The 20,606-nt window shown below is 67.6% G+C and carries 18 protein-coding genes and 3 pseudogenes; 15 read left to right on the plus strand and 6 right to left on the minus strand.

All coding sequences use genetic code 11. The features are described 5' to 3' along the window. Positions 1 to 125: 125 nt before the first annotated feature. On the plus strand, positions 126 to 1,184 hold the full coding sequence (gene moaA / locus ACQR3U_RS08105) for a GTP 3',8-cyclase MoaA (protein ID WP_039586034.1): 1,059 nt from the start codon (positions 126 to 128) through the stop codon (positions 1,182 to 1,184). Continuing rightward, positions 1,177 to 1,455 (plus strand): MoaD/ThiS family protein, encoded by a 279-nt coding sequence (locus ACQR3U_RS08110; protein ID WP_006550379.1) that lies wholly within the window; start codon positions 1,177 to 1,179, stop codon positions 1,453 to 1,455. Before moaA ends, ACQR3U_RS08110 begins: the two co-directional genes overlap by 8 nt. On the opposite strand, the gene nadE is transcribed toward ACQR3U_RS08110, so the two are convergent. After that, on the minus strand, positions 1,452 to 2,288 hold the full coding sequence (nadE, locus tag ACQR3U_RS08115) for an ammonia-dependent NAD(+) synthetase (protein ID WP_006550380.1): 837 nt from the start codon (positions 2,286 to 2,288) through the stop codon (positions 1,452 to 1,454). The genes ACQR3U_RS08110 and nadE overlap by 4 nt on opposite strands. A gap of 77 nt (positions 2,289 to 2,365) precedes the next feature. On the opposite strand from nadE, the gene ACQR3U_RS08120 reads away from it, so the two are divergent. Both ACQR3U_RS08120 and ACQR3U_RS08125 read left to right on the plus strand, forming a co-directional pair. Further along, positions 2,366 to 3,166: a fructosamine kinase family protein gene (locus ACQR3U_RS08120; protein ID WP_230810298.1), complete on the plus strand. Its 801-nt coding sequence runs from the start codon at positions 2,366 to 2,368 to the stop codon at positions 3,164 to 3,166. Next, the gene (locus tag ACQR3U_RS08125; RefSeq protein ID WP_230810299.1) at positions 3,163 to 3,711 is read left to right on the plus strand and encodes a nucleosidase; all 549 of its coding nucleotides are present in this window, start codon (positions 3,163 to 3,165) and stop codon (positions 3,709 to 3,711) included. The genes ACQR3U_RS08120 and ACQR3U_RS08125 overlap by 4 nt, the downstream gene beginning before the upstream one ends. A 21-nt stretch (positions 3,712 to 3,732) precedes the next feature. Here ACQR3U_RS08125 and ACQR3U_RS08130 read toward each other — a convergent pair whose 3' ends face one another. The 3 genes from ACQR3U_RS08130 to ACQR3U_RS08140 are packed head-to-tail and all read right to left on the minus strand — an operon-like array spanning position 3,733 to position 5,266. Beyond that, entirely contained in the window at positions 3,733 to 4,152 is a 420-nt protein-coding gene (locus ACQR3U_RS08130; RefSeq protein ID WP_230810300.1) for an META domain-containing protein, read from the minus strand. Positions 4,153 to 4,176: 24 nt separating this feature from the next. Further along, a complete protein-coding gene (locus ACQR3U_RS08135) occupies positions 4,177 to 4,617 on the minus strand; it encodes an META domain-containing protein (protein ID WP_230810301.1) in 441 nt (146 codons plus the stop codon). A 4-nt stretch (positions 4,618 to 4,621) separates the two neighbouring features. After that, the gene (locus tag ACQR3U_RS08140) at positions 4,622 to 5,266 is read right to left on the minus strand and encodes a TetR/AcrR family transcriptional regulator (protein ID WP_024101427.1); all 645 of its coding nucleotides are present in this window, start codon (positions 5,264 to 5,266) and stop codon (positions 4,622 to 4,624) included. 128 nt (positions 5,267 to 5,394) lie between these two features. Between ACQR3U_RS08140 and ACQR3U_RS08145 the strand changes: the two genes are divergently transcribed. The 11 genes and pseudogenes from ACQR3U_RS08145 to ACQR3U_RS08195 all read left to right on the plus strand — a co-directional run bounded on the left by ACQR3U_RS08145 (position 5,395) and on the right by ACQR3U_RS08195 (position 19,029). Beyond that, positions 5,395 to 5,952 (plus strand): NAD(P)H-dependent oxidoreductase, encoded by a 558-nt coding sequence (locus tag ACQR3U_RS08145; protein ID WP_019288426.1) that lies wholly within the window; start codon positions 5,395 to 5,397, stop codon positions 5,950 to 5,952. A gap of 221 nt (positions 5,953 to 6,173) precedes the next feature. Next, the gene (locus ACQR3U_RS08150; protein ID WP_051121499.1) at positions 6,174 to 6,788 is read left to right on the plus strand and encodes a 2Fe-2S iron-sulfur cluster-binding protein; all 615 of its coding nucleotides are present in this window, start codon (positions 6,174 to 6,176) and stop codon (positions 6,786 to 6,788) included. After that, positions 6,785 to 7,786 (plus strand): FAD binding domain-containing protein, encoded by a 1,002-nt coding sequence (locus ACQR3U_RS08155; protein WP_230810302.1) that lies wholly within the window; start codon positions 6,785 to 6,787, stop codon positions 7,784 to 7,786. The genes ACQR3U_RS08150 and ACQR3U_RS08155 overlap by 4 nt, the downstream gene beginning before the upstream one ends. Then, positions 7,783 to 9,906 carry a xanthine dehydrogenase family protein molybdopterin-binding subunit gene (locus ACQR3U_RS08160; protein WP_230810303.1) on the plus strand — a complete coding sequence of 708 codons (2,124 nt, stop codon included), beginning with the start codon at positions 7,783 to 7,785 and terminating at the stop codon, positions 9,904 to 9,906. Before ACQR3U_RS08155 ends, ACQR3U_RS08160 begins: the two co-directional genes overlap by 4 nt. 409 nt (positions 9,907 to 10,315) lie before the next feature. Continuing rightward, positions 10,316 to 10,546 (plus strand): redoxin NrdH, encoded by a 231-nt coding sequence (locus ACQR3U_RS08165; RefSeq protein WP_006550390.1) that lies wholly within the window; start codon positions 10,316 to 10,318, stop codon positions 10,544 to 10,546. Positions 10,547 to 10,652: 106 nt separating this feature from the next. Beyond that, positions 10,653 to 11,105: a class Ib ribonucleoside-diphosphate reductase assembly flavoprotein NrdI gene (gene nrdI / locus ACQR3U_RS08170; protein ID WP_230810304.1), complete on the plus strand. Its 453-nt coding sequence runs from the start codon at positions 10,653 to 10,655 to the stop codon at positions 11,103 to 11,105. 83 nt (positions 11,106 to 11,188) lie between these two features. Then, a pseudogene (locus tag ACQR3U_RS08175) lies at positions 11,189 to 11,746 on the plus strand (ribonucleotide reductase N-terminal alpha domain-containing protein); the annotation flags it as partial. Between the two features lie 6 nt (positions 11,747 to 11,752). Next, positions 11,753 to 12,940 (plus strand): annotated as a pseudogene (locus ACQR3U_RS08180) (LAGLIDADG family homing endonuclease); the annotation flags it as partial. 24 nt (positions 12,941 to 12,964) lie between these two features. Continuing rightward, positions 12,965 to 14,581, plus strand: a pseudogene (gene nrdE / locus ACQR3U_RS08185) (class 1b ribonucleoside-diphosphate reductase subunit alpha); the annotation flags it as partial. A gap of 51 nt (positions 14,582 to 14,632) precedes the next feature. Next, positions 14,633 to 15,634, plus strand: coding sequence for a class 1b ribonucleoside-diphosphate reductase subunit beta (gene nrdF / locus ACQR3U_RS08190; protein ID WP_006550395.1), 1,002 nt, complete (start codon positions 14,633 to 14,635; stop codon positions 15,632 to 15,634). Positions 15,635 to 15,792: 158 nt separating this feature from the next. After that, a complete protein-coding gene (locus tag ACQR3U_RS08195; RefSeq protein WP_230810305.1) occupies positions 15,793 to 19,029 on the plus strand; it encodes an arabinosyltransferase domain-containing protein in 3,237 nt (1,078 codons plus the stop codon). On the opposite strand, the gene ACQR3U_RS08200 is transcribed toward ACQR3U_RS08195, so the two are convergent. Then, the gene (locus tag ACQR3U_RS08200; protein ID WP_024101414.1) at positions 19,023 to 19,496 is read right to left on the minus strand and encodes an NUDIX hydrolase; all 474 of its coding nucleotides are present in this window, start codon (positions 19,494 to 19,496) and stop codon (positions 19,023 to 19,025) included. The genes ACQR3U_RS08195 and ACQR3U_RS08200 overlap by 7 nt on opposite strands. Positions 19,497 to 19,545: 49 nt before the next feature. Then, entirely contained in the window at positions 19,546 to 20,604 is a 1,059-nt protein-coding gene (locus ACQR3U_RS08205) for an iron-siderophore ABC transporter substrate-binding protein (protein ID WP_372477558.1), read from the minus strand. Between the last annotated feature and the right edge of the window lie 2 nt (positions 20,605 to 20,606).

The raw sequence follows: 20,606 nt of genomic DNA on the forward strand, positions 1-20,606 counted from the left end.
CCATCCTAGGCACACGAGGGCCGTGCCTCGCCGCCCACGACGCGCCGCGTGTGCCCCGTCTGTCCGGATGCGATGTCACGATCGGCGGTTGTGGGCATACTGGGCTGTATGAAAGCGATGGTCGTATGACAGCGGTGGACATGGGCATCCCGGTCGTGCGCGATCGCGCAGACGACGCGTCCGATCGGCCCGACGTGCCCGAGCTTCTCGATCGCTTCGGTCGCATCGCCCGCGACCTGCGCGTGTCCCTCACCGAGAAGTGCTCGTTGCGCTGCACCTACTGCATGCCGGCCGAGGGCCTTCCCGAGATTCCGCGCGACCAGCTGCTCGCGAGCGCCGAGATCGTGCGTCTGGTGGGCATCGCGACCGGTCGACTCGGTGTCCACGAGGTGCGCTTCACCGGTGGGGAACCGCTCATGCGCCGCGATCTCGAGGAGATCGTCGCCGGATGCGCGCAGCAGACGCCGGGGCTGCCGATCGCGCTGACCACCAATGCGGTCGGTCTCCGGCACCGTGCGCGGGCGCTGGCGGACGCCGGACTGACCCGCGTGAACATCTCCCTCGACACCATCGACCGCGAGCACTTCGCGCGGCTCACGCGCCGCGATCGGCTCGATTCGGTGCTCGACGGTATCCGCGCCGCGGTGGCCGCCGGACTGGGTCGGGTCAAAATCAACGCTGTCCTGATGCCGGAAACCCTCGAAGGTGCGGCCGATCTGCTCGCGTGGTGCCTGGACGAGGGCGTGGAACTGCGGTTCATCGAGCAGATGCCTCTCGACGCCGATCAGAACTGGGCGCGCTCGCAGATGGTGCCGGCCCAGCAATTGCTCGACGTGCTCGGGCAGCGGTTCACGCTCACGGAGACCGAACGCGAGGACCCGTCCGCGCCGGCCGAACGCTGGCTCGTCGACGGCGGACCGGCGACCGTCGGGATCATCGCGTCGGTTACGCGGTCGTTCTGCAGCGACTGCGACCGCACGCGGTTGACGGCCGAGGGAACGGTCCGGTCCTGCCTGTTCAGCGACCGGGAGACCGACCTGCGCGCCGCTCTGCGGGGCGGCGCCACCGACGACGAACTCGCCGCGCTGTGGCGCGGGGCGATGTGGAACAAGTGGGCCGGACACGGCATGGACGCGGCGGACTTCGCGCCGCCGCAGCGGAGCATGGGAGCTATCGGTGGCTGAGGTGACGACGGGGATCGAGGTGCGGTACTTCGCGGCCGCAGCAGATGCGGCCGGACGCGAGAAGGACACGATCGACCTGCCGGAAGGCGCCGATCTCGGCACGCTGCGTGCCGTCCTCGTCGATCGTTACGGCGCCGATATGGAGCGGGTCCTGTCGGTGGCGGCCTTCCTGCTCGAACCCGGCGACGGCGGCACGGGCGAACTCACCCGGGACCTCGGCCGGCCGGCCGGGTCCCGAGTGGACGTCCTGCCGCCCTTCGCGGGTGGTTAATCCTCACGCCACCAGGTGTCGAAGGGCCCCACGGGCATCACGCGCTTGTGCCGCGTGTCGAGGAACTTGGCTTCGAGGCGCTTGGCGAGGTCGTCGGTGACGTCCTTGCCCTCGAGATAGTCGTCGATCTCGCTGTAGGCCATGCCGAGCGCTTCCTCGTCAGGCAGCGCGGGACGGTCGTCCTCGAGATCGGCGGTGGGGATCTTGATCCAGGTGCTCTCGGGTGCTTCGAGTTCGCGCAGCAGCGCCGCACCCTGCCGCTTCGTCAGACCGGCCAGGGGAGTGATGTCGACGCCGCCGTCGCCGTACTTGGTGTAGAAACCGGTCACCGCTTCGGCGGCGTGGTCGGTGCCGACCACGAGGTAGCCGAGTTCTCCGGCGATCGCGTACTGGATCATCATGCGTTCGCGGGCCTTGATGTTGCCGCGCACGAAGTCGCGCAGACGCGTCTCGGTGCCGTACAGCGCGCGAGCCGCTTCCGAAGCCGTCGCGTCGGCGCCGGGCTTCACATCCACACCGAGAGTGCGATCGGCTCCGATGAACTCCAATGCGACGAGGGCGTCGTGCTCGTCGGCCTGCTTGCCGTAGGGCAGGCGGACCGCGACGAACTCCGCCGTGTGGCCCTCGGCGCGGAGCTTCTCCGCGGCGAGCTGGGCGAGCTTGCCGGCGAGGGTGCTGTCCTGCCCGCCGCTGATGCCGAGCACGAATCCCTTCGCGGGAGTGCTGCGCAGGTAGTCGGCGAGAAACTGCACCCGAGCGTCGATCTCGGCGCGCGGGTCGATGGAGGGTTTCACCCCGAGTTCTTCGATGATCCGATCGCGAAGGTTCGTCATCTTCACGACCCTAGCGTTCCTGTGTTACTGCTGCGATACAACGGAGAAGAGGGTGGGCGAAGAGGGCGGGACGAAGTGTGCGGTCGGGCAGACTCTGCGGGGTGAGCACCGGAGACGTCTTCCGCAAACACGACCCGCACGCCCATCCTGATTTCTTCCGGGCCGAGGCGGCCGGCCTGGCCTGGCTCGCCGAGGCCGGTATGCCGGTCGCGGCGGTGCGGTCGGTGAGCGAACACCACATCGAACTCGATCGGATCGCCGAGGCATCCCCGTCCGCCGGGACCGCACGTGAGTTCGGTGCGGTACTCGCCCGGATGCACGACGCGGGGGCCGCAGGTTTCGGTGCGGCACCCGACCACTACGACGGGCAATTGTTCATCGGCCGCCGCCCCATGAGCCGTACCGTGCACGCCACCTGGGGATCGTTCTACGTCGCAGAGCGGGTGCTGCCCTTCCTGCGCATCGCGGTCGATGCGGGCAGCGTCACCGACCGCCAGTGCCGCGACATCGAGGCCGCCTGCGATCTCGTTGCGGCCGGAGCCTTCGACGACGACGATCCGCCGTCGCGTCTGCACGGAGACCTGTGGAACGGCAACGTGTTGTGGTCGCCGCGCGGCGTCGTCCTGATCGACCCGGCCGCACACGGCGGCCACCGCGAGACGGATCTGGCGATGCTCGCGCTCTTCGGCTGCCCGCACCTGGGCCGGGTCGTCGACGGTTACGAGTCGGCGCATCCGCTGCGCGCCGGCTGGGAGCATCGGGTGCCCGTGCACCAGCTGCATCCACTGGCGGTGCACGCCGCGGGATACGGTGCCGGGTACGGGCGGGAGCTGCACCGGGCGGCACTCGCGACCCTCGAACTCGGAGGCAGTACGTGAACGGGATCCTCGTCGTATCCGCAACCCGCGCCGAGGCGGCGCACGTCCCGGAACGCTACGAGACGGTGATCACCGGGATCGGGAAGGTCGACGCAGCGGTGGCCGTCACCGCGGCGCTCGCGGGGAATCCGGCCGACGCGCGGCCGCTCGTCGTGAACATCGGCACCGCCGGCGCATTGCACACCCACCACTCGGGACTGTTCCTGCCGTCCGCCGCGATCAACCACGACATCAGCAGCGAGATCCTGAAGAGCCTCGGTCATCCCGTGCAGGACGTCGTGCAGATCGACGACGGTGACGGCAGCGTGCTCGCCACCGGTGATTCGTTCGTCTCGGACGCCCAGATCCGCGACGCGCTGTCCGCGCGCGCCGATCTCGTCGACATGGAGGGCTTCGCGGTTGCCTATGCCGCCCGCCGCATGGGCGCGCGGTGCCGGCTCGTCAAGCACGTGAGCGACCGGGCCGACGATTCGGCGCTCGACTGGCCGAAGCAGGTCGACCGCAGCGCGCAGGAACTCGCCCGCTGGCTCGTCGAGCGTTACTGAACGATTCCATGACGAACGATCTCAGCGCCCGTCCGTACGTTCGGTGAGGGTGACGGTCACCGCGCCGGTGGTCAGGGTGAGCACCTCCCCGTCGAGAGCCCACCGGGGTGCGCCCGCGAACAGCGTCCGTACCCAGTCGTCGGCGCCGTCGCGCGGGGGAGGACACGCCATCCTCGTGGACGCGAGCGTCCCGGCGCGAATCCTGCCCCCGGACAGGTCGGCGGTGCCGGTGAACCGGTTGCACCCGGCGGACGCCGCGACCCGCTCCCGGGCGGGGAACGACAACTGGAGCGGGCCGCCGCCGGGGATCGACTGCCCCTCGACCTCGGTCGAGACGTAACGGCGGCCGATCGGGTCGGACGGCGACGATCCGAACACTCCGCACCCGGACAGCAGCGCACCCAGTGCGAGGACGACGACCACGCGGACTGCTCCCGGCATGGGTCTCACGGTACCGAGAACGGATCAGCGGGCCGTGAACTCCAGTCCGTCGGTGCCGTTCGGCGCGGTGAGGGTCATCGACGAGCCCTGGACGATGTAGGTGGTCTCACCTGCGAGCACGTTCAGGACGTGCGTCTCGATGTCGGCGAGCTCGGGATCGGCGCAGGCCGCGCGGGTCATGGTCCCGGTGCTCGCCAGGTCCGGCGCCTTCACTCTGCCCTCGGAGAGGTCGACGCCGCCGACGAAGCGGTTGCAGCCGGCAGTCGCCGAGATGCGTCCGTCCTCCGGGAACGCGACCACCAGCGGTCCGTCGCCGGGGATCTGGGTGCCCGTCACGTTCGTCGACACGAAGGTGCGACCGGTGAGGTCGTCTGCGGAGTTGCCGGCCGAATCCGAATCGGTGCTGCACGCGGCGGCCACCGCTGCCAGGGAGACCAGTGCGAGCACCCGGAATGTGCGAATCATGCCGTTACGGTACGGCGCTCGACCCGGATTTGCGGCTACCTCGACCGGTCACGACACGGTGTGCGAGTTCGGCCCAGTTGTCGGCGAGTCGGCGGAGCGGATGTCCCAGCTCGCGCCACTGGTGGAGCACGAGGGTGGCCTCGAGCGACGCGACCAGCGAGGTCGCCAGCAATCGGGTGTCGCCGGTGACTCCGGCGGCACGCAGCAGTGCGTCGACGTGGGCGAGCGAGACCAGGTGGGCGGGAGCGGTGTAGTGGGAGTCGGTGGCGGATTCGGCCGCGCGGAGCAGTTCGCCCTGCACCTCGACGAGTTCGATGCGTGCACGACCGAAGGCGATGAGCCGGTCCAGGGCCTCGGCGTCGGGGCCGAGCGGTGGCGGGCCGAACAGGAAGCCCTGCTGGAACTCGCGCTCGCTGTGGTCGAGCAGTGCCCGGACGAGCCCGGCGCGGGAGCCGAACCTTCGGAAGACGGTGCCCTTGCCGACCCCGGCCCGCGCCGCGACGGCGTCCATCGTCACGGCATCGACGCCGCGCTCGGCGACGAGCAGGGCGGCGGCGTCGAGCAGACGGGAACGATTGCGCGCTGCGTCGCCCCGTTCGGAGAGTCGTTCGTCCGCCAGGGGGAGAGCCCGGCTGTTCGCCGCAGACAGCGCCCGACCGTCCGCGTGCGGGAGGGGGCGAGTGTTCACAAGGTCACACTCTAGCGCGGCAGGGAATAAAGCGGACCACGGTCCGTTTAAAATTGCGTAGTCAACCACTTCGACCCGAGGATGTTCCCATGACCCGAGTTCTCGCCCTCGTCGGCAGCCTGCGTGACGGCTCCGTCTCCCGCCAGCTCGCCGAGACCGCCGCGGCGGTTGCTGCCGAGAACGTCGAGGTGACCCTCTACGAGGGCCTCGCCGACGTTCCCTTCTACAACGAGGATCTCGACGGCGAGGCTGCCCCCGCTGCTGCCGTGGCTCTGCGCGACGCCGCTGCCGAGGTCGATGCCGTGCTGATCGTCACGCCCGAGTACAACGGCACCGTCTCCGCGGTGCTCAAGAACGCCGTCGACTGGCTGTCGCGCCCCTACGGTGCCGGCGCACTGAGCGGCAAGCCCGTCGCCATCGTCAGCCAGTCGCCCAGCCAGAACGCTGCGAAGTGGGCGCTCGAGGACGCGGTCAAGGTCGTCGGAATCGCCGGCGGCAAGGTCGTCGACGGCGGCTCGCTGTCGGTCGGCGAAACCTTCGGCAAGTTCGGCGGCGAGCACGCCAAGGAGCACGCCGAGACCGCGCAGCAGGTCGCAACGGTCGTCGCCGCACTGGCCGACGCCACCAAGGTGCTCGCCGACGCCTGATCGAGACGTCCGTCGTCCCTGCCGGTACCGCCGGCACCGAGAGCGGCCGGCGGACCGACCGACACCCCCGGTGCCGGAGACCCGCGAGGTCTCCGGCACCGCGTATCCGCAGGGTCCGGCCGAGCCGCGGACGCTCCCCTCGTCGCTCGTCGCATCTCGACGGTTCGATGACGCCTGCAGCGGGAATGCCCCGAACACAGCCCACTGTTCGGAGGTTGCCCATGACAAGCGGGGACACGAGGACCGATACCGGCCACCGACCCGATCTCGACATAGTTCTCCACGTCGACGGGGTGGAGCGTCGCGTCCCGATCGACGTCCGCACCACCGTGCTCGACGCACTGCGCGACCGCCTCGGGATCACGTCCCCGAAGAAGGGATGCGATCTCGGTCAGTGCGGAGCGTGCACCGTGCTGATCGACGGCCGGCGCACCCTCTCGTGCCTGGCCCTCGCCGCCTCGCACGACGGCGCCGAGATCGTCACCGCCGCCGGACTCGGCGACGGGGAGATGCATCCGCTCCAGGCGCAGTTCATCGAGGACGACGCCTTCCAGTGCGGCTACTGCACCCCCGGCCAGATCTGTTCGGCCGTCGGCATGCTCGACGAGTTCGCCGACGGGGCGCCGAGTCACGTAACGGCCGATCTCGAACAGGCACCCGAACTCGACGACGACGAGATCCGGGAACGCATGAGCGGCAATCTGTGCCGCTGCGCCGCCTATCCCAACATCGTCTCGGCGATCCGCACCGTCGCCACCGGCGACAGCCGAATCGGTGCAGGCGACAGCCGAATCGGTGTCGGCGACAGCCGCCTCGATACGGAGGAGACGCGATGAGCCCCCTCCGCTACGAGCGACCGGCAGATCCCGCCGCCGCCGTCGCCGTCGTGCACGAGACACCGGGTGCGGTCTTCCTCGCGGGCGGCACGAATCTGGTCGACCACCTCAAACTCGGCGTCGCGACCCCCGATCTCCTCGTCGACGTCTCGCATCTTCCGCTCGACGCCGTGGAGGAGACGGCCGACGGGGGAATCCGGGTGGGCGCCAACGTCCGCAACAGCGACCTCGCGGCGCATCCCTTCGTGCGGCGCAACTATCCGGTGCTGTCGCGCGCACTGCTCGCCGGTGCCTCACCCCAGCTCCGGAACACCGCGACCACCGGCGGCAACCTGCTCCAGCGCACGCGGTGCTCGTACTTCCGGGACGTGAGCACCCCCTGCAACAAGCGCGAACCCGGCAGCGGCTGCTCCGCCATCGGCGGATACACCCGCTACCACGCGATCCTCGGCGCCTCGGAGCACTGCGTGGCCACCCATCCGTCCGACATGGCGGTCGCCCTGCTCGCGCTCGACGCCGAAGTCCTGGTCCTCGGCCCGGACGGCGAGCGCGCCATCGCGGTAGAGGACTTCTACCGACTCCCCGGCGACACACCCGAGCGCGACACCGTGCTCGAACGCGACGACCTCATCGTCGGCGTGCAGATCCCCGCGGCGCAGAGTTCGCTGTCCACCTATCGCAAGGTGCGCGACCGGGCGTCCTACGCCTTCGCGTTGGTCTCCGTAGCGGCCGAGATGACCGTTGCGGACGGGACGATCACCGGGTGCCGCATCGCATTCGGTGGGGTCGCACACCGGCCCTGGCGGGCACACCGCGCGGAGGAAGCACTCCTCGGGCAACGACCCTCCGACGAGGTCTTCGCTGCGGCGGCCGAGGCCGAACTCGCCGACGCGGGTCCCCTCGACGGCAACGCCTACAAGATTCCGCTGCTGCGGCGAACCGTGGTGGCGACCCTGCGCGAACTCGACGAACGACGGGAACGAGGTGGATCCGCATGAGCCCCGAGCCGATCCGAGCAGGTGGACGCTCCACCGCGCGCATCGACGGACCGGCGAAGGTCGCCGGGACGGCACCGTACGCCTACGAGCACCCGGTCGACGATCCCGCCTACCTCGTACCGCTCACCTCCACCATCGCCCGTGGACGCGTCGACCGCATCGACACCGCCGCCGCAGAAGCGGTGCCCGGGGTGCTGAAGGTCCTCACTCCCTGGAACGCCCCACGTCTCACCGAAGAGGCCGAGGGCGAGTACTCCGTCCTGCAGACACCCGACGTGCTGTACCGGGGTCAGATCATCGGCGCGGTCGTCGCGGAGAGCTTCGAGATCGCCCGGGAGGCATGCTCGCTCCTGAAGGTCGAGTACAGCGAGGAACCGCACGACGCGCTCTTCCGCGCCGACCATCCCGACGCGTACACACCCGAGACCGTCAACGGCGGCTACGAACCCGACACCGAGCGAGGCGACGTCGACGCGGCGTTCGCCCGCGCCGAGACGGTGATCGATCAGTGGTACTCCACCCCTGAGGAACACAACAATCCACTCGAACCGCACACCGTGGTCGCGATCTGGCGGAACGACGTCGTGCCGTCGAACAGTGAGACCGACGGATACACTCTGACGCTGTACACCTCGACGCAACATCCGCACGGTGTCGTCGAGACCCTCGCGCCGGTCTTCGGTCTCGACGCGGCCCGGATGCGGGTGGTCTGTCCGTACATCGGTGGGGGATTCGGTTCCAAGGGCGGTCCTCACGCGCACGACGTCCTCGGCGGACTCGCGGCGCGGGCCCTGGCCGGGAAAGCGATCAAGTTCGCGGTCTCCCGGCCCGACATGTTCGGTTACGTCGGGTACCGCGCTCCGACCGCCTCGCACATCCGGCTCGCGGCCGACAGTGACGGCAAGCTCACCGGTCTCGTGCACGAGGCGTTCGCCCAGTCGTCCCGGGTCACCGAATTCGTCGAACAGGCGGGGGTGTCGCTGCGCAATCTCTACGACGTCGCCAACGCCCGTACGTCGCATCGCGCGATCACCCTCGACGTGCCGGCGCCGTTCTGGATGCGCGCGCCAGGTGAAGCACCGGGCATGTTCGCCGGCGAGGTCGCGATGGACGAGCTCGCCGCCGAACTCGGGATCGACCCGATCGAACTGCGCATCCGCAACGAACCCGAGTCCGATCCGGAGACGGGAAAGCCGTGGTCGTCGCGCCGACTCGTCGAATGCCTCCGCGAAGGAGCGCAGCGATTCGGATGGGATCCGTCCGACCGCGAACCCGGCCGCCGGCGGCAGGGCAACACCCTGATCGGTACCGGCATGGCGGTCGCGACCTATCCCCACATGGTCAATCCCGGCTCGGAAGCCCAGATCCGGCACCTCGGGGAGGGGCGCTACTCCGTCCGCATCGGAGCCACCGACCTCGGTACGGGTGCGTGGACGACCCTGACCCTCATCGCCGCCGACGCACTCGGATGCCGACCGGAGGACGTGGACCTCGAGATCGGCGACAGCGCACTGCCCAACGGCACGGTGGCCGGCGGGTCGTCGGGCACCTCGTCCTGGGGAACCGCGATCGTCACGGCCGCAGAGCAATTCGGCAAACGTTTCGGCGACGACCCGCCGGTGGGTGCCGAACTGTCCGCGTCGGCAGCCGAGAACCGCGAACTCGAGCACTACACCGCGCAGTCCTTCGGTGTGCACTTCGCCGAGGTGCACGTCGACGCCGACACCGGCGAGATCCGGGTGCCCCGGATGTTCGGTCTGTTCTCCGTGGGACGGGTGATCAATCCGCGAACCGCGCGTTCGCAGGTCATCGGCGGGATGTCCTTCGGGATCTCGATGGCGCTCTTCGAGGAGAGCATCCGCGACGCGCGTTTCGGGCACGTCGTCAACCACGATCTGTCCGAATACCACGTGCCGACACACGCCGACATCCGCCGGGTCGAAGCGGATTGGCTCGATGACGAGGACCTGCATGCGACACCCATGGGGTCGCGGGGGATCGGTGAGATCGGGATCGTGGGCAGCGCCGCGGCGGTCGTCAACGCCCTGTGGCACGCGACCGGAGTGCGGGTCCGGAACCTGCCGGCCCACCTCGACGACCTGCTGGCCGGACTGCCCTGACACACCGGATCGGATGCGGGACGAGCGCGCGGAAACGGTCGCTCGTCCCGCATCCGGTTTCCCCGCACAGGGCAGTCGGGAGGGTGTTCTCGCGGTGCCCTCGCGAAGTTGTCGGTGGCACCCGCCACACTGTGCTCGAGGTCTCTCTCGTGCGCGCTGCGGCGACACGCCGGGACACGCCCGAAACGCCGTGGAGGGAGGGTCGCGACCTGGGAATATCACCTTTGTAAGTCACAACATCCTGGGTTCTGTGTATCCGATGGACACAAGGTGTAGTGTCTAGACCGCTGGAGGGCCACAAGTGCCGACGATCTCTCGGGGAAGCGGGATCGGACGGATGAGTGGGCTTCCGGGTAACGCACAGCAGTCAGTCGTCAGGCCGCCCACGGCCGTCGGAAAAGGGGCATTCATGAACATCACCGTCTATACCAAGCCTGCCTGCGTCCAGTGCACCGCCACCTACCGCGCCCTCGACAAGGCCGGCATCGAGTACGACGTCGTCGACATCAGTGAGAACCCCGAGGCCCGCGACTACGTCATGGCGCTGGGATACCTCCAGGCGCCTGTCGTCGTCGCCGGCGACGACCACTGGTCGGGCTTCCGCCCCGATCGCATCAAGGCGCTCACCGTCGCTGCCTGAGCCCGGGCCGCGTTCGCGGCGGCCCGATCGTCGTCGTCTCCGGGCGGACGTCTTCCGTGTCCGCCCGGGCCGGTCTTCGCAATCGAATGAAGAGTGGTGACTACCGATGGCTTCGCTGGGGTCGATCCCGGGAACATCGCTGGTGTACTTCTCGAGTACATCCGAGAACACCCACCGATTCGTGCAGAAACTCGGGATTCCGGCCAGCCGGATCCCGCTGCACGGTCGTGAGGGGAATTTCGAGGTCCACGATCCGTACGTGCTGATCGTGCCGACCTACGGTGGCGGGACGACCGCCACGGGCCGTGATACCCGCTACGTTCCCAGGCAGGTCATCCGATTCCTCAACAACGAGCACAATCGGGGCCTGATCCGCGGTGTCATCGCGGCGGGTAACACCAACTTCGGCGACTCGTACTGTTTCGCGGGAGACATCGTCTCGCGCAAGTGCAAGGTGCCGTATCTGTACCGGTTCGAGTTGATGGGCACGACCGACGACGTCGAGCGTGTCCGCGACGGTCTCGCCCGATTCTGGGAGTCCGTTCTCCAGAACGCCTGAGCCACATCCGTATCCGTATTCGACGCGCGTCGCGGACGTGACTGCGCGGCCGTTTCCTAACTCCGACAAGTGGGGACAGCACTGTGACCATTACCGATCCCGCTCCCGCCACGAGCGCACACCTCGACGATTCGCTCAAGGATCTCGACTATCACGCGCTCAACGCGATGTTGAATCTGTACGGCCCCAACGGCGAGATCCAGTTCGACAAGGATGTGGCCGCCGCCCGTCAGTACTTCCTGCAGCACGTCAACCAGAACACGGTCTTCTTCCACAACCTCGACGAGAAGCTCGACTACCTCGTCGAGGAGAACTACTACGAGCCCGAGGTGCTCGAGAAGTACTCGCGCGCATTCGTCAAATCGCTGTTCGAGCACGCATATTCGAAGAAGTTCCGGTTCCCGACCTTCCTCGGTGCGTTCAAGTACTACACCTCGTACACGCTCAAGACGTTCGACGGCAAGCGCTACCTCGAGCGTTTCGAGGACCGTGTGTGCATGGTCGCGCTGACGCTCGCCGACGGCGACGAGATCCTCGCCCGGCACCTCGTCGACGAGATCATCTCGGGTCGTTTCCAGCCGGCCACCCCGACCTTCCTCAACTCGGGCAAGAAGCAGCGCGGCGAGCCCGTTTCGTGCTTTCCCGCCGGTACGCTCATCGACACGATCGACGGGCAGCGGGCTATCGAGACCCTGCGGGCGGGGGATCTGGTCCTGTCGCACGACGGGGCGTACCACGCGGTCGAGGAGCTGATCGAGAACCCGAATGATCAAGCCTTGGTGTCGATTTCGCACTTCGGGCACAAAGAGCCGATTCGGTGCACTCCGGAGCATCCTATCCTGGTGTGGACCGACCGCGATGTCGAGACCTTGATCGACGGCGATGGAGCGGATCCCTTCAACGGTTTCGTATGGCTCGCTGCCCAGGACGTGCGCCCGACCGACTTCATTGTCACCGCGGCGCCGTTGGGTGAGCGCGACAAGCGCGTTTTCGACCTCATGGACCATGTTGGTAATGGACTGTACGAAGAGGTCGATGGTCTGATTCGTAAGGTGAACGTTGATGCCAAGCATCGGAACAAGCAGCGTCACAGTCAGCGCTTCGTCGGTGTCAACCGATACGTCGAGGAATCGTACGAGTTCGGACTGATTCTCGGCTGGTATGTTGCCGAGGGCTACGTATCCAAGCGTGCGGGTGTCGACGGTGTGCAACCCGATGGTGTTCACTTCACTCTCGGTGCACACGAGGTCGAGTACCAGGCAGATCTGGCGGCGGCGTTCAAGCAAGTATTCGGCGTCGAACTCTCTCAGTCCACCAACCAGTCGGACCACTCGACCAAGATGGGTTGCAACAGCAAGGTGGTGGCGTCATTGCTGCTGTCGCTTGCCGGGACCGGTTACAGTACGAAACGCCTGACGCGCGATGTCATGACTGCCGATGAAGAGTTTCAGCGCGGTCTGCTTGCGGGCTTGTTCAGGGGCGACGGCTGCAGCACCAATGGCGGCATGATCCTCGATCTCGTCAATCCGGAACTGGTGGATCAGGTGCAGTTGATCCTGCGCCGCCTGGGCATCGTGTCGGTCGTTCGCCAGTACATCAACCAGGCGGGCAATGTGACGGGCCATGTGTTCGTCCCCGGGGTGCCCGGTACCAACGAAGACTTCATCTTCGACGTCGGCAAGAACCTGCACAACTATGTCGGGCGGAAGGGCGCCAAGCGCACGACCTATCAGGTGGCGCACGGGCGTCATGTCTACGGAATCCGTGAGATCGCGAAGACCGACGAGACGCCGAGCAAGGTGTACAACCTGCACGTCGAGGGCACACATACCTATACGATTCGCGGCGCTGTGGTGCACAATTGCTTCCTGCTCCGCATCGAGGACAACATGGAGTCGATCGGCCGCTCCATCAACTCCGCGCTGCAGCTGTCCAAGCGCGGCGGCGGTGTCGCCTTGCTGCTCAGCAACATTCGTGAGCACGGCGCACCCATCAAGAAGATCGAGAACCAGTCCTCCGGCGTCATCCCGATCATGAAGCTGCTCGAGGACTCCTTCTCCTACGCCAACCAGCTCGGTGCCCGTCAGGGTGCCGGTGCGGTCTACCTGCACGCGCACCACCCCGACATCTACCGCTTCCTCGACACCAAGCGCGAGAACGCCGACGAGAAGATCCGCATCAAGACCCTCTCGCTGGGCGTCGTCATCCCCGACATCACCTTCGAACTGGCGAAGAAGAACGAGGACATGTACCTGTTCTCGCCGTACGACGTCGAGCGCGTCTACGGCAAGCCCTTCGCCGACATCGACGTCACCGAGAAGTACTACGAGATGGTCGACGACAAGCGCATCCGCAAGTCGAAAATCAAGGCGCGCGAGTTCTTCCAGACCGTCGCCGAGCTGCAGTTCGAGTCGGGCTACCCCTACGTCATGTTCGAGGACACGGTGAACCGGGCCAACCCGATCGCCGGCAAGATCACGCACTCGAACCTGTGCTCGGAGATCCTGCAGGTCTCGACTCCCTCGGAGTTCAACGACGACCTGTCCTACAGCCATGTGGGCAAGGACATCTCGTGCAACCTCGGCTCGCTGAACATCGCGAAGACGATGGACTCGCCCGACTTCGCGCAGACCATCGAGGTCGCCATCCGCGGCCTGACGGCCGTCTCCGACCAGACGACGATCTCGTCGGTGCCGTCGATCGAGCGGGGCAACAATGAATCCCACGCCATCGGCCTCGGCCAGATGAACCTGCACGGCTTCCTCGCCCGCGAGCACATCTTCTACGGGTCCGAAGAAGGCGTCGACTTCACGAACATCTACTTCTACACCGTGCTGTTCCACGCCCTGCGTGCGTCGAACAAGATCGCGATCGAGCGCGGCTCGTACTTCAAGGGCTTCCCGGAGTCGAAGTACGCCTCGGGTGAGTTCTTCGACAAGTACACTGATCAGGTGTGGGAGCCGGCCACCGAGCGGGTCCGTCAGCTGTTCGCCGAGTCGGACATCGCCATCCCCACGCAGCAGGACTGGCGCGAGCTGAAGGAGTCCGTGCAGAAGCACGGCATCTACAACCAGAACCTGCAGGCGGTTCCGCCCACCGGTTCGATCTCGTACATCAACCACTCGACGAGCTCGATCCACCCGGTCGCGTCGAAGATCGAGATCCGCAAGGAGGGCAAGATCGGGCGTGTCTACTACCCGGCGCCCTACATGACGAACGAGAATCTCGAGTACTTCCAGGATGCATACGAGATCGGCTACGAGAAGATCATCGACACCTACGCTGCTGCGACGCAGCACGTCGACCAGGGGCTGTCGCTGACATTGTTCTTCAAGGACACTGTCACCACCCGCGACGTGAACAAGGCGCAGATCTACGCGTGGCGCAAGGGAATCAAGACCCTGTACTACATCCGCCTGCGGCAGATGGCGCTCGAGGGCACCGAGGTGGAGGGTTGCGTCTCCTGCATGTTGTGACCCTGCTCCACGACAGTCTTTGCATCAGCACACAATTCAGGTAGGTAACCGATGACTGCAGCAGCACACTCGCCGGCCGACGGCGTGCGCGTCAAACTCATCGATCGCGTCTCCGCGATCAACTGGAACCGCGTCCCCGACGACAAGGACGCCGAGGTCTGGGATCGCCTCACCGGCAACTTCTGGCTCCCGGAGAAGGTGCCGGTCTCCAACGACATCCAGTCGTGGGGCACGCTCACCGAGTACGAGCAGGAACTGACGATGCGGGTCTTCACGGGCCTGACGCTGCTCGACACCATCCAGGGCACGGTCGGCGCGGTCTCGCTCATCCCCGATGCGGTGACCCCGCACGAGGAAGCGGTGCTGACGAACATCGCGTTCATGGAGTCGGTGCATGCGAAGAGCTACTCGCAGATCTTCTCGACGCTGTGCTCGAGCCGCCAGATCGACGACGCCTTCCGCTGGTCGGAGGAGAACGAGCACCTGCAGCGCAAGGCGCAGATCATCCTCGACTACTACAAGGGCGACGACCCGCTCAAGCGCAAGGCCGCCTCGACGCTGCTCGAGTCGTTCCTGTTCTACTCGGGCTTCTACCTGCCGATGTACTGGTCGTCGCGGGCCAAGCTCACCAACACCGCCGACATGATCCGCCTGATCATTCGCGACGAGGCCGTCCACGGCTACTACATCGGCTACAAGTACCAGCGCGGGCTCGAGACGATCACGCAGGCCGAGCGCGACGAGCTCAAGGACTGGGTCTTCGAACTGCTCTTCGAGCTGTACGACAACGAGACCCACTACACGGCCGACCTCTACGACCAGGTCGGGCTCACCGAGGACGTCAAGAAATTCCTGCGCTACAACGCGAACAAGGCGCTGATGAACCTCGGTTACGAGGCGCTGTTCCCGAAGGACGAGACGGACGTCAACCCGGCCATCCTGTCGGCGTTGTCGCCGAACGCCGACGAGAACCACGACTTCTTCTCGGGCTCCGGCAGCTCCTACGTGATCGGCAAGGCCGTCGTCACAGAAGACGACGACTGGGACTTCTGACGTAGACGTTCTCTGTCACCGGCCCGAACGCATCGATCCCGTACACCGGCGCAGCAGCGCCCGTGTGCGGGATCGCGTGCTTTTCGCGGCCCGGCCCGTCCCCGATAGCATCGCTCCTCGTGACCGAGACAAGAGAAGCGTCGGGCTCGCCTCGGCCGGTGACAATCGAACGCGTGCCGTCGGGCGGGCGGGCAGTCGAGCAGCGGACCCGTCTGTGGGCGGTGCTCGCCGCCGTCGTGGGGATCGTCGCATCCATCGCGATGCCGTTCCTGCCCGTGACGCAGACCACTGCGACCATCGACTGGCCGCAGAGCGAGAGCAACGCAGGCATCTCGGCGCCGTTGGTGTCCTACGCACCGGTCGATCTCGACGCCACGATCGAGTGCCGGTCCGTGCGCGACGCGCTGCCGGACGGCGGCACCGTCTTCTCCACACTTCCCGCAGGAGCTCCCGACCGTGAACGCTACGGGCTGATCGCCCGTGTCCGGCCGGCTGGTGACGACGGGCCGGCGGTGTTCGAGGTGATCTCCCGCAACACACTGCTCGCCTCCGCGCCGGTGGACGACCTGGCCGGGGACTGCTCGGTCACCCTGTCCTCGAACTCGGAACGCACCGTCGCCACGATCACCGGCTCGGCCGCGGCGTCAGGGGAGCGGACCTTCGACCGAGACCTGCGGCCCCAGCTCGTCGGCATCTTCACCGACCTGCCCGGTCCCGCACTCGACGGTGTCTCGGTCACCGCGACCGTCGACACCCGCTTCACGACGTCTCCGACGGTGCTGAAGATCGTCGCGATGATCGTCGCGGTGGTCGCCACGGCACTGGCGTTGTGGACGCTGGCCCGGCTCGACCGCGCCGACGGTCGTCGCCACCGCCGCCTGTTGCCGGCGTCGTGGTGGTCGTTCACCCGCATCGACGCGCTGGTCGTCGGAACGCTGCTCGTCTGGCACGTCATCGGGGCGAACACCGCCGACGACGGTTACCAGCTCGGAATGGCTCGCGCCGCGGGCGCGGCCGGGTACATGGCGAACTACTTCCGGTGGTTCGGTGTGCCCGAGGCACCCTTCGGCACTCCCTTCTACGACGTCCTCGCCCTGATGACCCAGGTCTCGACGGCGAGCATCTGGATGCGGCTACCGGCACTGACCGCCGGAATCCTGTGCTGGTGGGTGCTCAGCCGCGAGGTCGCTCCACGTCTCGGCGTCGCACTGCGTCGCAACCGGCTTCCGCTGTGGACCGGGGCGCTCGTGTTCCTGGCGTTCTGGCTGCCGCTCAACAACGGACTGCGCCCGGAACCGATCGTCGCGACGGGCGTCGTGCTCACCTGGTGCTCGGTCGAACGCGCGATCGCCACCCGGCGTCTGCTGCCCGCGGCGGCCGCGATCCTCGTCGCCGCGCTCACCGTGACCGCGGGACCGTCGGGCATCATCTGTTTCGCTGCGCTGATCGCCGGTGCCCGCCCGATCGCCCGCATCCTCCATCGGCGTGCGCAGACCCTGGGATGGCTGCCGGTACTTACGCCGATGATCGCGGCCGGACTGGTGATCCTGGTGCCGGTCTTCGCCGACCAGACCCTCGCGGCGGTGCTGGAGATGCAGCACGTGCACGGCGTCGGCCCGAACGTGCCGTGGTTCCAGGAGTATCTGCGCTACCAGTACCTGCTGCAGATCACCGTGGACGGCTCGCTGGCCCGCAGGTTCGCGGTCTTCGCCCTGGTGTTGTGCCTGGCGGTGGCGATCGTGGCGATGCTGCGCCGCGGTGGGCACATCCCCGGCACCGCGCAGGGACCGTCCCGCCGCATCGTCGGCATCACCCTCGGCGCGCTGGTGTTGATGATGTTCGCGCCCACCAAGTGGACCCACCACTTCGGTATCTACGCCGGTCTGGCCGCCGCGGTGGCGATGCTCGCCGCCGTGGCCACCGGACCCGCGGTGTTGCGTTCGCGACGCAACCGCGCCCTGTTCGCCGCGGCGGTGTCGTTCGTGGTGACCATGTCGTTCATCGGCCCCAACGGCTGGTGGTACGTCTCGAGCTACGGGGTCCCGTGGTGGGACAAGCCGCCGTCGGTCGCCGGATTCGGTTTCTCCACCGTCTTCTTCGCCGTGACGGTCGTCGCGTTGCTGCTGGCCGCGTGGTGGCACATCCACCCCGTCGCCTCCACCCGCACCGACACCCCGTCGCGGTTGTGGGCGGTGCCGCCGTTGACCGTCGCCGCCGCGGCGATGGTGCTGTTCGAGGTGCTGTCACTGGCCAAGGGCGCGATCTCGCAGTACCCGGGCTATTCGGTGGCACGGTCCAACGTCGACACGCTCACCGGCAACTCGTGTGCGCTCGCGAACGACGTGCTGCTCGAAACGGATCCGAACGCCTCGGTGCTCACCCCCATCGGCGCCGACGCGGCCTCCGCTCTCGATGCCGGGGGAGGGGACGGGTTCACGCCGGGTGGTGTCGCGCTCGATCTGACCCCGGACGACGACTCGGCCTCGGCCGGCACCGCCAACACCGTCGACACGAACGACGACCAGAGCTCGACCGGCGGTACCGGTGGCACCGGCGGCGGTACCGGCAGAGTCGGAATCAACGGCAGCACCGTCGCATTGCCGTTCGGCCTCGATCCGGTGACCACGCCGGTGCTGGGCAGCCACGGATCGTCCCTCGGCGACGTCACGAGCGCCTGGTTCCGGCTGCCCGAGCCCGACGCGACCGGATCGCGTGGGGATCTCGTCACGATCGCCGCGGCCGGCCGGATCTTCTCCGTCGACGCCGACGGCACCGAAACCTACGGTCAGCGACTCGAACTCGAATACGGAACCACCGCTGCCGACGGCAGCGTGACCGCGCTGGGACGGGCGTTGCCGATCGACATCGGTCCGTCGCCCTCGTGGAGGAATCTGCGTGTGCCGATGGACACGCTGCCGGCCGAGGTCGACGCGGTGCGGATCGTCGCCTCCGACAACGATCTCGCGCCCGAACAGTGGCTGGCGTTCACCCCGCCGCGCGTGCCGCAGACGCAGACTTTGCAGCAGGTCGTCGGGAGCGACACACCGGTCCTGCTGGACTGGGCTGTCGGTCTCAATTTCCCGTGCCAGCGGCAGATGGTGCACCGCAACGGCATCGCCGAGATCCCCGAGTACCGGATCCTGCCGGACCGGATCGGTGCTATCTCCACGGATCTGTGGCAGGACCACAACGGTGGCGGTCCTCTCGGCTGGACCGACCAGCTGTTGCGGGCCCGCACGATCCCGTCGTATCTCGATCACGACTGGGACCGCGACTGGGGAGCGATCGAGCAGTACACACCGATCGATCCGTCGACGGAGACCGCGGAACTCGACACCGCCACGGTCACGCGCAGCGGTCTGTGGAGCCCGGGTCCGATCAACACTGCCTACTGACGGAACCAGGCCTCCGCACGCCCGGCGAGGGCCTTCCCGAGCCGCAGACGCGACGTCTCGGTGAGTGGCTCGGGGAGGTCGTCCGGCACGAACCACGCCACCTCGAGGTTCTCGTCGTCGGCGACGCGTGCGTCCCCGCCGGTCGCGCGGAGCAGGAAGCACACGTCGAGGTACTGCGCGACGTCGCCGTTGGGATAGGTGATGGGTGCGGTGACGTCGACGCTCGTCAGCCGCACGATCTCGGCGGCGACACCCGTCTCCTCGAGCACCTCCCGGACTGCGGCGACAGCCGGTTCCTCGCCGGGTTCGAGGATGCCGGACACCACGGCCCACATGCCGTTGTCGGCGCGGCGGGTGAGCAGGACGCGGTCGTCGCCGTCCGTGACGATCGCGCTCACCCCCGGCAGCCACAGGGGAGCGGTTCCTACGTGTGAGCGGAGCTGGACGACGAAATCGGGTATCGGCACGCCCTCGTTTCTATACCGGCAGGCGTGCTGCCGCCGGTCGAGCCGGCGATCAGTTCGAATATCCGTTGAGGGTGTACGTCAGGTCGGTGAGGATCGCCCGCGCGGCGACCGGTCCGGGGGTCGACCACACGTCGTCGGTCACGGAGAACAGACGGTTGTCGCGCACGGCCCCGAGGTCGAGCCACTCGTCGGTCTGCATGTAGTCCTTGCCGGCCTCGAGTCCGTCCTCACCGGCGAAACGGACGAAGATCACATCGCCGTCCGCCGGGGCCGGGTCCTCCGTGTCGACGGCCTGCCACGGTTGTCCGTCGACGACCGCGAACCGCTGGGCCGGGGGCCGGGCAGCGCCGACGTCGCCGAGCACCTGCCCCGCGAACGACGCGGTGCCCTCCACGGTCGGGCCGTCGGCCGTGAACCGGACGATCGACGCCTGCGTCTGGGACGACACGAGCTCGCGGCCCAGATCGCGCGCGGCCGTCGCGTAGTCGTCGAGCACGCGACGTGCGGCCTCCGTGCGCCCGAGCGCCTCACCGACCCGCACGAACTGTTCCCTCCAGAAGACCGGATCGGACCCGACCAGCACGGTGGGTGCGATGCCGCTGAGGGAGGCGTAGACGTCCGGGGCGGTGGAGGAGCCGAGGATCACATCCGGCTGTGCGCGCTCGATCGCCGCGACGTCCGGGTTGCCCGCGGCACCCACGGGCGGGAGTTCGCCGATCCCGTGACCGAGATATTCCGGCCGGCCGGTGAGCTCGGCGCTCGCTCCCACGACGCGCTCCCACAGCCCCAGGGCGCACACCGCGTCGAGCGCCGCGGGGTCGAGGACGACGATCCGCTGCGGGTCGGCGGGCACATCCGACCGGCCTGCGGTGTGCAGGACCGGCCGGGTGCCGGTGGTGGGCTGTCCCGGATCGAGCGGGGAGGAGAGTGCGCACGCGGTCGACGTGTCCCGGTCGATGCCCACGACCGACGCACCGGCGATGCGGGTCGTGGTGCGCACGATCTCCGATGCGTCGTCGTCGGGAGGTGTGGAGCATCCGGCCAGGGCTGTCGTCACCGCAGCGACGGCTGCGACGAGTACTGCTCGTGACCGGTGCACGGAAAACACGT

Source organism: Rhodococcus sp. IEGM1339 (assembly GCF_050321925.1).
GTDB lineage: Bacteria > Actinomycetota > Actinomycetes > Mycobacteriales > Mycobacteriaceae > Rhodococcus > Rhodococcus pyridinivorans.